13 protein-coding genes are annotated in these 11,351 nt (G+C 48.5%); 11 read left to right on the top strand and 2 right to left on the bottom strand.

Annotated elements, in window-relative coordinates:
* The first annotated feature begins 227 nt into the window (after nt 1–227).
* Both PN498_RS14475 and yfcF read left to right on the top strand, forming a co-directional pair.
* Nucleotides 228–458: a hypothetical protein gene (locus PN498_RS14475; RefSeq protein WP_272063525.1), complete on the top strand. Its 231-nt coding sequence runs from the start codon at nt 228–230 to the stop codon at nt 456–458.
* A gap of 145 nt (nt 459–603) precedes the next feature.
* Complete coding sequence (gene yfcF, locus PN498_RS14470; RefSeq protein ID WP_272063524.1) at nt 604–1,221, top strand: glutathione transferase; 618 nt, start codon at nt 604–606, stop codon at nt 1,219–1,221.
* A 273-nt stretch (nt 1,222–1,494) separates the two neighbouring features.
* Here yfcF and PN498_RS14465 read toward each other — a convergent pair whose 3' ends face one another.
* Together PN498_RS14465 and PN498_RS14460 are read right to left on the bottom strand one after the other, a co-directional pair.
* Complete coding sequence (locus PN498_RS14465; protein WP_272063523.1) at nt 1,495–2,361, bottom strand: NAD(P)-dependent oxidoreductase; 867 nt, start codon at nt 2,359–2,361, stop codon at nt 1,495–1,497.
* Between the two features lie 114 nt (nt 2,362–2,475).
* Entirely contained in the window at nt 2,476–2,772 is a 297-nt protein-coding gene (locus PN498_RS14460; protein ID WP_272063522.1) for a putative quinol monooxygenase, read from the bottom strand.
* A 207-nt stretch (nt 2,773–2,979) separates the two neighbouring features.
* On the opposite strand from PN498_RS14460, the gene PN498_RS14455 reads away from it, so the two are divergent.
* From PN498_RS14455 to PN498_RS14415, 9 genes are all read left to right on the top strand, one after another.
* Entirely contained in the window at nt 2,980–3,888 is a 909-nt protein-coding gene (locus PN498_RS14455; protein WP_272063521.1) for a LysR family transcriptional regulator, read from the top strand.
* Nucleotides 3,889–4,032: 144 nt separating this feature from the next.
* A complete protein-coding gene (locus tag PN498_RS14450; RefSeq protein WP_272063520.1) occupies nt 4,033–4,659 on the top strand; it encodes a YdeI/OmpD-associated family protein in 627 nt (208 codons plus the stop codon).
* Nucleotides 4,660–4,925: 266 nt separating this feature from the next.
* Complete coding sequence (locus PN498_RS14445) at nt 4,926–5,192, top strand: BrnT family toxin (protein ID WP_272063519.1); 267 nt, start codon at nt 4,926–4,928, stop codon at nt 5,190–5,192.
* 2 nt (nt 5,193–5,194) lie between these two features.
* Nucleotides 5,195–5,452 carry a BrnA antitoxin family protein gene (locus PN498_RS14440; RefSeq protein WP_272063518.1) on the top strand — a complete coding sequence of 86 codons (258 nt, stop codon included), beginning with the start codon at nt 5,195–5,197 and terminating at the stop codon, nt 5,450–5,452.
* Nucleotides 5,453–5,857: 405 nt separating this feature from the next.
* Nucleotides 5,858–6,796: a DMT family transporter gene (locus tag PN498_RS14435; RefSeq protein WP_272063517.1), complete on the top strand. Its 939-nt coding sequence runs from the start codon at nt 5,858–5,860 to the stop codon at nt 6,794–6,796.
* Between the two features lie 371 nt (nt 6,797–7,167).
* Nucleotides 7,168–7,944: a DNA alkylation repair protein gene (locus tag PN498_RS14430; protein ID WP_272063516.1), complete on the top strand. Its 777-nt coding sequence runs from the start codon at nt 7,168–7,170 to the stop codon at nt 7,942–7,944.
* Between the two features lie 362 nt (nt 7,945–8,306).
* Nucleotides 8,307–10,043 (top strand): protein adenylyltransferase SelO, encoded by a 1,737-nt coding sequence (locus tag PN498_RS14425; protein WP_272063515.1) that lies wholly within the window; start codon nt 8,307–8,309, stop codon nt 10,041–10,043.
* Nucleotides 10,044–10,125: 82 nt separating this feature from the next.
* A complete protein-coding gene (locus PN498_RS14420; protein ID WP_272063514.1) occupies nt 10,126–10,866 on the top strand; it encodes a helix-turn-helix domain-containing protein in 741 nt (246 codons plus the stop codon).
* 61 nt (nt 10,867–10,927) lie between these two features.
* Nucleotides 10,928–11,284 carry a VOC family protein gene (locus PN498_RS14415; RefSeq protein WP_272063513.1) on the top strand — a complete coding sequence of 119 codons (357 nt, stop codon included), beginning with the start codon at nt 10,928–10,930 and terminating at the stop codon, nt 11,282–11,284.
* The last annotated feature ends 67 nt before the right edge of the window (nt 11,285–11,351 follow it).

Here is an 11,351-nt window from a genome sequence, read left to right as displayed (position 1 = left end):
TTTGATACGAATTCGACATTCGTTTTCTCCTATGGTTCGACACGGTGGTGTCACCGTAGGAGGAACTTTACTGCCGGAACGCTCAAAGCTTTGCTAGTCGCACTGGTCAAACCAGTGGTTTACCTTATTGATGCTCAATTAGTTTTTCACTATCCATTGCGGCAAAGGTTGTTGCACGCGGTGATGTTGTCTATGCCGCAGGCTGCTGTTTTCGCAGCGTGGCTTGTATGAATCAGGTGCTATTTGCACTCAATGAGGAATATTTCTTGAATGAGAAAGGCGCGGTGGCAATTGCTAACAGTTTTACACTGTGCCCACAAGACTATCAACAACAAGTGGAGTCAGTTTTTGCTTTGCTAGCAGTTGATGCAAAATCAATTCTGGATGCAATCTCAATTCTTAAAGAAATTGAGCAGGATTTGAGTCAATGGTATGGAGATCGTCGATTAGTCATATAAAACTTGAAGGACTAGCCATGCCGCACAACAACGCCAATGCACACCGACCGCCGAAAGTGGTTCGATATGATGCAAAAGCTATCTATAGCGGGTGATGGGCAACGTTAGCTGGTTGCTTTCTCTGTCTTACTGTGGAGTCCGTTGAATGCTTTTGTATGTTGATACCCAATACACAAGCCCTTATGCCATGTCGGTATTTGTGGTGCTACAAGAAAAGACAACGCCCTTTCTAATGGAAACGGTTGATCTTGGGAACAGCGAAAACAAAGAGCCAGAATATGCCGCTACATCACTCACACAGCGTATCCCGACGTTGATCCATAATGATTTTGCACTTTCGGAGTCATCAGCAATCACTGAATACCTACATGAAATACTGTCAGGTCCCCCCTTGTATCCGTTAGAACCGCGCACACGCGCACGCGCGCGTCAAATGCAGGCTTGGCTGCGTAGCGATTTGGTATCAATACGGCAAGAGCGTCCGACTGAGGTGATCTTCTACGGTCATGTTGGCAAGCCGCTATCTGAACAAGCTCAGGCTGATGCGGCGAAGCTGTTTGCTGTAACCAATGCGCTGCTGTCATCCGAATCGGAGAATCTATTTGGCTCATGGTGTATTGCTGATGTGGATCTGGCTCTCATGCTTAATCGGCTGATTATGCATGGCGATTCAGTGCCTGAACATCTGGCCTCATATGCGCGGCATCAATGGGAGCGATCTTCTGTTCAGTTATGGGTTAACCAAGAACGTCCTCCGCTATAGTACAGCAGCCTAGCAAGCTGTAGTGTGCGTTCCTGGCGGTAACCTATACCTCTCAACCGGTATGCTTCTGGAGATGCACCATGCTTCTGTGTTCTTGAGCTAAGCGATTACCAGCTAACAAAGTCCATGCACGCCGACCGACAAGAATCTATTTGGCTGGGATTGACAGACTATTCGCGGCGGGTGATGGGCATCGTTAGCTGGCTTTATTTTTGGGTACGGCTGCTTTTGGATTGGGTCTGCCGACGTTTAGGGAATCACTCGGTCGAGTCGCTAGATAAAAAGCTGAACAATACCTGTGATGTTTTGGTCGCCATAACCTTGAGCGATCGCATCTTGGTAAATGGGATGGATAGAAGTTGAGGCTGGAATTGCCGCATTTATGGCTTGTGCCGTTTGGACAACATAGCGGAAATCCTTCTCGATTAGATTAATTGGGAACATGGGTGCATGATAATTTGCCACCATCAGACTACCCGCGCCTTTAGCAGCGAGGCTTGTGACAGGCAATTCTCCCAGACAGTCCATCGCCTTTTCGGGCACAATTCCCTGTTTATCCAACATCCCGATCAATTCTGCTAGTGCAGCGACCTGGATGCCAAATAGCGCATTTACGGCAAGTTTCATCGCCATCCCCTGACCTACTGACCCAATATGATGCACAATGACTGCCCCAGCAGACCGTAAAACGGGTTGAATATTGGCTAAAACTTCCGCTTTACCTCCAGCAAGATAAATGAGTTTTCTTGCTTCAGCCTGCGGACGAGAGCCAACGATGGGCACATCCAGAAAGTCCGTTCCCTGACGTTCAATTGCTGTCGCTAATGTTTTCGTCCACTCAACGGTTAGCGTACTGGACTCAAGAGCGATCGTATCTTTCCTGAGCCCTTGTAGCGCCCCTGTTGCGGGGTCAAGCCAAACCTGCCGGGAGACATCATCATCGCTCATCATGCTCATGACAATATCCACTTGCTCCGTTGCCTCTCTAGGCGTTGCCGCGTAGATAGCGCCTTGATTGACTAGGGATTGAACCTTATCTGCTGTGCGATTGTAAACAATAACTGGATATCCAGCTTTGAGTAAGTTTTGGGCTATGCGCGATCCCATAGCACCAGCGCCCAGAACTCCAACTTTTTTCACAAGATCTCCTTCGAGTGTGCTTATTTGCTTTTCACGTCAGAGCCGATCAGTGACACTTTTGCGTAATCCGTACTGGTCAACAATCAAAGCTCACACAAGCTCCTGAATTCGCTGTCAAAGTTTGGCTGCAAGGATCTCAACCTGCTCGATGATGGGCGGTTGCGCAAAAAGCTCAGGAGCCTTTTCCATCAACGCAGCGGCAACTTTGCCAGAGAGGTGAGCTTGCCGCCCGGCTTCATCTGGAAATGCATCAAAGATTCCAAATGTGCTTGCTCCAAGGCGAATACCGAACCACGCAACCGTAGCAGGTTCTGCCTGAACCAACGGCAAAGCATTTTTCAAGAAGGCTTCAACGTCTGTTTCTAAGCCAGGTTTTGCCTCAAATCGAACCAACAATGCGAACTTGACCATGATGATTTCCTCAATTTAATTTCGACATAAATGCGTTTCCACAAGTGTGGCCAACACGCTTGAACTGTCAGCATGTGTAAACGATACCTCCCATCTCTCACGCAATAAATAGGTGTTTAAGAATGAGTCTCGTGCATTTTCTGCATTAATCAGTGTTTACTGTTGTAGGCTTGCACTGGAAACCTACGCTTGGCTGATTAGTTCAGAATGGATGTATCTGTACTGAAACTCTTCGTAGACGTAATGAAGCAGGGCAGTTTTGCTGCAGTTGCCCGTGATCGCAACCTTGACCCTTCCTCTGTTTCACGGGCGATCGCCGGACTGGAGAAAGAACTGGGCATTCGATTGTTCCAACGAACGACTCGTCAACTATCGCCGACGGAATCAGGAAAGACCTATTTTGACCGCATTGAACCGCTGATCGAGGAAGTCCAGCAAGCAACAGATATTGCAACAGATGTTTCTAAACAGCCCAGGGGCAATCTTCGGGTAACGGCTTCTACCTCATTTGGACTCAAGTGCATTGTGCCTTACTTGCCAGAATTTCAACGGCTCTATCCGGAGCTGACGGTTGACCTATTGCTGACGGATGCAGTGGTAGATCTATTTGCCGAAAGAATGGATATCGCTGTGCGACTGGGACTCCTTGCCGACTCAACTTTAATGGCTCAACAACTGATACTAACCCATTACACAGTTTGTGCCAGCCCCAGCTATCTCAAGCGATCACCCGTTCTAAAGCAACCCACTGATTTGGCGCAGCATCACTGTTTACTGTTTCCACTCGCCGGGTTTCGCTCAAGATGGATCTTCAAGGATCGGAGTGGAGAATTGAGTGAAATTCCCGTTCGTGGACAGACGGTGATTTCAAGTGCGATCGCGCTTCAGCAGTGTGCGATCGCTGGAATGGGTTTAGCATTGCTGCCAAATTGGCTAGTTGAAGCAGATCTACAAGCTGGAACTCTCGTAAATGCATTTCCAAATTATGCTGTAACTGCAACGGACTTTAATACTGCTGCTTGGCTGGTCTATCCTTCTCGTGCGTATATGCCGCTCAAAGTTCGTCTGTTTATTGAGTTTCTCAAAAATTCAGTTTCAGATCTAGTCAAGACGTAAAGCTTGGATATGTTGGCAAAAGCACCCTGCGGTTGCCGCCAGCTAACAATGGCGTTGCAGCGGGCAGTTAAGAGTCTTTTCGCCCATCGTTTAAGTCCTCACGCTGCCGCTGAACGCAACCGTTAGGCGCCTTGAGGCAAACATATGGCTAAGGAACTGGAAAAGGTTGCTATTAAATCCGCTGCTGAACTTCGCGAGTGGTTATCCCAGAACCATTCTTCGAGTGGCAGCGTTTGGCTAGTTACCTGGAAGAAAGACTCGGATCACCCGTACGTTAGCTACGATGAGATCGTCGATCATTGCCTGTGTTATGGATGGGTAGATAGTCTCCCTAGAAAGCTTGACGAATTGCGGACAATGCTCAGAATTTCACCGCACAGCCCCAAGAGTAATTGGTCCCGAGTCAACAAGGACCGGGTCAGTCGTCTCGTTCAGGAAGGACTGATGGAGCCCGAGGGGCTGGCCGTGGTCGAACAGGCCAAGAAGAACGGCACTTGGGATTTCCTCGATGATGTAGAACGGTTGGAAGTGCCTGAAGATCTCCACCTTGAATTCGAAAAACATCCGGGTTCACGCCGTCTCTTCGAGCGTTTCCCGCCTTCTTCCAGAAGAGGAATCCTTGAGTGGATTAAGACCGCAAAGACGGAGATAACGCGACGTAAACGAATTGCCGAGACAGTGCGCAAAGCAGCCGTGAACAGGAAGGCCAATTTCCCAAAGGGCCGCGATGCCGGCCCAGAAGACGAGTTGACATCTGATACGGCAGATTAACTGTTTCGATAACAGGCGCACAACAACCCCACTGCACCGGAACGAATTCAGGTTATTGTTGAGCGGCGAAGCTAATCTCCGTCCGGTGACTGGGAACGTTAGCCCTCAAGTTTTCGGTTAGGGCAGTGTATAAAGCTTTCCCGTCAGTGTTTGAACCAAGTGGGTCACAAGGTTGCCTGTAGGGCGGCAATTTGTCGTCACTGGAGAGTTGCCAGAATTAGAGTTTGCACCTGGTAGCATGTACAAGCGTGCATACTACAATTGAAATGGTCTACCCATGGAACAGAGATAAAGCAGCCACAAATCTTCGTAAACATGGTGTTGACTTCGCTGATGCGGTATCAGTTTTCTCAGATGACCTGGCAATTACTATTCCAGACGAGCGGTTTGACGAAGAGCGGTTTGTCACAATTGGTCTTGATGCGTTTGGCAGAGTTTTGGTGGTTGTCTACACACTACGTGGCGATGAGATTCGAGTCATCTCTGCTCGCAAAGCAACTCAAAAAGAACGACGACAGTACGAGGAGGGATAGTCATGGAGACAGAATATGATTTCAGCCAAGGTAAGCGAGGAGCAATCGACCCAACGCCATCAGGTAAAACCCGCATCACTATTCGGCTAGATGATGAGGTTCTGGCGTGGTTTCGTGAGCGAGTTCATATTGCTGGCGGCGGAAACTACCAAACCTTGATCAATGAAGCCCTGCGTCAGTATATTCAGGCAAGTCGCGAACCTCTTGAGGAAACCCTACGAAAAGTTGTTCGTGAAGAGCTTGAACGTATTAAGAGGTAAGGCGTTTGCTAAGAGCTAACAACCCTGGTGCGGCGGATTGACCAAAGCTACTAGTGGATTCATAAAGTCGACAACCGCTGGCCAGCAAAGTTATGCAGCCCAAACATCCTTCAGCGTTAGGCTTGTGTGACAAGTTGCTCCGAATTGACATTACCTGCTGGTAAAAGCTGTAGTAATGTGATTAGGCAAGAAGTGAAATTAACTTGTAACGGCATGATTTTGTCTAAAGCATTTTGCGCTGTCTCACCGCCGCCTACCCGTATCTGATGGGGTAGGAAGTTAAAAACTAGCAAAGTCCAATTCGCTTGTTGCAGTCTGTCAAGCCTTGGACTCACTTTTTAGTGAGTTCATCCTGCCCTAACCAAAACCGCTAATTGACGTTTTGAAACTAGGGTAGGTTTTTTAATGGAATCTCGTACAAACGCCCCTATGGGCGCTCGTTCTGGGTTGCTGATGATTCTGATGTCAGCAATCTTGTGGGGAACAGTCGGTGTATTTGTTCAAGGACTCTATTCCCTGTCTGAAGCTAATCCGCTTTCTGTTGGGTTGTTTAGATTGGCGATCGCGTCGCCTGTGCTGCTTTTGGTTTGCACAAATCACTTGGGATGGCAAACATTTCGGATCGCTAGGCGCGATTTAATGTTAATGCTTTTAACCGGGGCGATGACGGCGTTTTATCAGGTTTGCTATTTTGCCGCCATTGGAAATATCGGTGTAGCTGCGGCCACACTGATTACGCTATGCACAGCTCCTGTTTGGGTGGCTATGCTTGCCTTGATTCTCTTGCGAGAGAGATTGTCGCTCGGGATTTTGCTTGCAGGGTTATGTGCGATCAGCGGAACAATCCTGTTGATTAATGTTGATTCTGGAGAAATAACCGTTCAATCAAAGACTGCTTGGGGAATTTGTTTGGCTCTGAGTTCTGCTGCTGGATATGCATCTGTCACGCTTTGCAGCCGCTCACTGGCTAGGCGATATCATCCCCTTCAATCCTTAACGGTTAGCTTTCTGGCAGGAACCATTTTTCTCTTTCCAGCCACACTGATGACTGGCTTGGTCTTTCAATATCCTCTTGAGGGTTGGATGTCGCTACTGTACCTGGGGATTGTGACCACCGCTTTGGCTTATCTACTGTATTTCAGCGGCATACGGCATACATCTGCTACTGTTGCCAGCATCGTCACCCTGGTCGAACCGCTGACTTCGACCCTATTAGCATGGTGGGTTCTCGGCGAACGATTAGACACTGGCGGCTTTGTGGGAGGTGGGTTACTAATACTCTCAATTGGGCTACTTTATTGGGAAGGGTTGCGGCAAAGCCGCCGTACTTCTGAAAAGAGCTAAACGGCGTATGTAATCTAATGACAATCCCGGTGCAGCGGATTGTCTAAGGCCGTTTGTGTTATTCAAACGCCTTGGCAACCGCTGACCAGGAACGTTATTTCTCTGAGAGTTTGGAATAAAAGCTTTGCGGTTTCTAACTTGTTTTAAGTTTGCGAGAAGTCCCTGTCTTGCAGCAGGGGAGGTGAGAACTGATGCGGCTCTCGTCTCTCGTTGCAATGGTTTAGCAGTCTGTCATTTCAGGGGTTTGATTGAGAATATGGCCCTGATGGAAACAAATTCGCGATCAGCCTGAGAGTCGAGGCGATCGCGCGACTTTGCCACTGCCTATAATATTGCGATCGCCTAGCAACAATGGGGATCGCGGTAGTTGATTGACCGGCTGGAGAAGTCCGCTGGCACCGGCAGTAAATCAGTGCGATCAGAGTAACGCTTTAGATGTCCCTACTCTTCGAGAACTAATGGTGAATGCTTATCTTGACGCTATTCAGCAACTCTATCGCCAGCATACCAGTCCAGAGCAGGCCGTCCCGATGAAGCGGTACATGCGGGATCAGTTTGAGTTTTTGGGTATCAAGCGTCCGCAAGCACAGGTATTGTTTAAGCAGCTCAAAGTTGAACAGGGATTGCCAGGGGTCGACCAGCTCAACGTAGTGGTGCGAACTCTGTGGAATTGGCCGGAGCGAGAATATCAGTATTTAGCTCTGACGCTATTAGATAAGTCTCAGAAGCACCTGACCCCAGACTTTTTGCCCTTGCTGGAATTTCTAATCACAACTAAGTCTTGGTGGGATACGGTGGACTCCATTGCGAGTCACAATGTGGGCAAGCTGTTGCGTAAGTATCCAAAAATCCGCGATCGCACTCTAACTCCGTGGCGACAATCAGATAACATTTGGCTTCGCCGGACGGCCATTTTGTTCCAGCTAGGCTATAAAACTGAGACGGATGTCGAGCTATTATTTGCGATCGCGACGGAAAATCGAAAATCTTCCGAATTTTTTATTCAGAAGGCGATCGGTTGGGCCTTACGAGAATATTCCAAGACTGATCCTGATGCGGTCACAACGTTTGTGTCCATGGTAGAACTAACCTCTCTTAGTAAACGAGAAGCCTTAAAATGGTTAAAAAAGCAGCCACCTGACAGTTAATCAACTTGCCTATACAACGCTAGTTAGCGTCATCACTGTCCGTCTAATCGGCTTGCGGTTTTAGCTTTTGCTCATACATCAGGTTGAGCATTTAAAATAACAGCTGATGACAGTTCGGATAAATTGAAAGCAACAGGGCCATTAGGCTGGTGCATAGGTTAGGCGCTGAGGACAGACAATGAATGTTTCATACGTTCAAATCCCATATGCTCCTCATACGGGCGCTAGCCACCGTATCAGCAGGCCTTTTCGCAGCCTACTAGCAAGTCGATTAGTCGGAAGAGCCCCACCTTTAATAGGCTAGCCTCTGCGAAGTCCTCAATTAACCATAAATCTTTCCCGACATACGGGTGTTAGCAACCATGTCATATCCATCTAACCCATCGGCTGAGCCCTGCATCACCACATTCGATGAGTTTGTGAAATTGGCGGATTATTCTCTGATGGACACCTTAAATGCCGATCCTGATGCCACCGAAGAGGGTAATGATCATCGTGCCCGCCAGGTTTTTTCGGGTCATTTTGTACCTGTGACACCCACGCCGCTTGCCAAACCCGAATATGTAGCCCATAGCAGCACCTTTTTTAAGGAACTGGGGTTGAGCGATGAGCTGGCGCTGGATGAAAAATTTCGCCAGGTCTTTTCGGGCGATCTCTCTGCTGCCCCTGAGCCGATGCGTCAGGTGGGCTGGGCGACAGGTTATGCCCTGTCGATTTATGGCACCGAATATATCCAAAATTGTCCATTCGGTACGGGTAATGGGTATGGCGATGGTCGAGCGATATCTGTATTTGAAGGAATCATCAATGGCCAGCGCTGGGAAATGCAACTGAAAGGGGGTGGCCCAACGCCATACTGTCGTGGTGCCGACGGTCGGGCAGTACTCCGTTCTAGTGTGCGTGAGTTTCTAGCGCAAGACTATATGAATGCGTTAGGGGTTCCCACATCGCGCTCTTTGACTCTGTATGTGTCTAAATCTGAGACCGTTACCCGACCTTGGTATTCTCAAGACTCTTGCTCTCTTGAACCTGATGTTTTGGTGGACGATCCTGTAGCTATTTCAACTCGCGTGGCACCCTCATTTCTGCGCGTGGGTCAGCTAGAGTTATTTGCCCGCCGCGTTGGCGCAGCCCCTCCAACGGAGGATCGCAGCAATGCTCATCCAAAAGCATCAGAAGAGTTGAGCATGATCGTGTCGCATTTAATTGAGCGAGAATACCGAAGCGACATTGATCCAAACCTTGGTTTTACCGATCAATTGGTTGAGTTGGCTAAGCACTTTCGCCAGCGGCTGACGTCACTGGTGGCCAATTGGCTACGGGTTGGTTACTGCCAGGGTAATTTTAACAGTGACAACTGTGCCGCAGGTGGTTTTACCCTAGACTATGGACCCTTTGGGTTTTGTGAAATTTTTGACCCTTGGTTTCAACCTTGGACTGGTGGCGGCACACACTTTGCCTTCATCAACCAGCCAAAGGCAGCAGAAGCGAATTATTACATGTTTTGGAAAGCGGTGAGGCCGCTACTGGCAGACGATGCCGAAGCGTTAGAGCAGTTCGATCAGGTAGGCCGTGGCTTTGCAGAAGCCATGCAAAAACAAATCCAAAACATGTGGGCGGACAAACTGGGCTTGACTGAATTTAACCCAGAGCTGTTTAAGCAGTTAATGCAGTTAATGACCCACTCAGATGTGGATTACACCATTTTCTTCCGCGAGTTATCCCACATACCCGACGATGTCTCAGCTTTGAAAAAGAGCTTCTATGGTAAAACGTCACAACACTTTGAGGACCAATGGCAAGCTTGGCTAAACAGCTGGCGCGGCCTCATTAACGACGGCCCAGTTGAAATATCACTGGCTGAGATCTCAACCAAGATGAAACAGACTAACCCCAAATACACCTGGCGAGAGTGGTTGATTGTCCCAGCTTATCAACAAGCCATGCAGGGTGACTACAGGTTAGTTAAAGAGCTGCAAGCAGTCTTTAGCCAGCCCTATGATGAGCAATCACAAGCCGTAGAAGATAAATACTATCGTCTCAGACCCAGCGCGTTTTCTGACGTGGGCGGCGTGTCGCACTATAGCTGTTCATCTTGATGACGACGCGGGCTGCCGACCAGTGCAGTCCCCAGCAGCATCACATGGGCTAATAAAGTCAGAACTCACGAGGTATAGGGCAGTGTACTATCCCATGAAAGACGGCATAGACAAGTCAGTTCAAGCCGTAGAGTATTCGGAAGCACAACCTCCCAGCAGCCTCTCTGGCCTGGTACATTGCTTTTGGGAACTCAAAACAGTTGCCGAGCTATCAGTAGATTTTGAGTACCACGCACTGCCCGACGCCTGCGTAAATATCTTGTTGAATCAAATAGAAACAGACATTGCTGGGATAACGGCTCTTCGCACCGAAGCCGAAGTGCTGAATCTTGGTAAGTCATTTCACTATGTCGGGATTCAGTTTTATCCTGGCGTCTGGCAGGGAAACAAGGAAGAGATAGTCGATTGCTATGTTGGCACCCCCTATTCTGGGAATTTACCACTGATTCAAACCAGCAAAAAAATCGCGAAAGTGGACTTTGACACTAAACTGCAAGCACTGACAGATTTAGTAGAGTGGTTTGTAGAGGAGGGCTTGGTGACAACCAATGTTGTAACGGAAAAAATTCTTACACAGCTTGACGAACTTCACTCTGTGGCCGATATGGCCAAGCTGGTAAAACTGTCTCCGCGCCAGCTACAAAGAACAATAAAACAAATGACCGGCTTCTCGCCGCACGATTTGCTTAAGGTTTTACGGGTACAACAGTCGTTCAAAAAACACTACCTCGACATGTTCTCAGACCAATCACACTATATTCATTCATTTCGTAGGGTGACAGGTTACACCCCTTCAAAATACGCTGCCAAGTTTGACGTCTGATTTCTACAATACTGGAGGCAATTCGCTGGCTACAGTGGCTTTACCAACTTAGGAGAGCGATATGGAAAAGCCCAACGCAATCGGATGGTTTGATATCTACGTGGATGACATGAATCGAGCTGTTGCGTTTTATGAAGCCGTATTCCAGCAGGAGTTGGAGACTATAGTCGATCCGACTAGCGATACGCAGATGAAGGGGTTTCCTTCAAATATGAAGGCCTATGGTGCATCCGGTGCCTTAGTAAAATCGGCACATGCACGGCCCGGAGCCGGTGGCACAATGGTCTACTTCACGGTCGAAGACTGTGCTGTGGTGGAAGCAAGAGTCACTGCCGCTGAAGGCCAAGTCAGACACCACCCGCAAAGCGGGTGGCTTGATGAGTGGGGCCGCCTCAAAGGCGGTCGTCCTACACCTTAGTTATCTGTTTAGAACCGCCCACTTTGCTCATTCCCTTCCTGTTCTCGAATATAACGACGCACCGTTT

Source organism: Oscillatoria sp. CS-180, assembly GCF_028330965.1.
In the GTDB taxonomy this organism is placed as follows: Bacteria; Cyanobacteriota; Cyanobacteriia; order Phormidesmidales; family Phormidesmidaceae; genus Halomicronema.
This window is presented reverse-complemented; position numbering and strand designations above follow the sequence as displayed.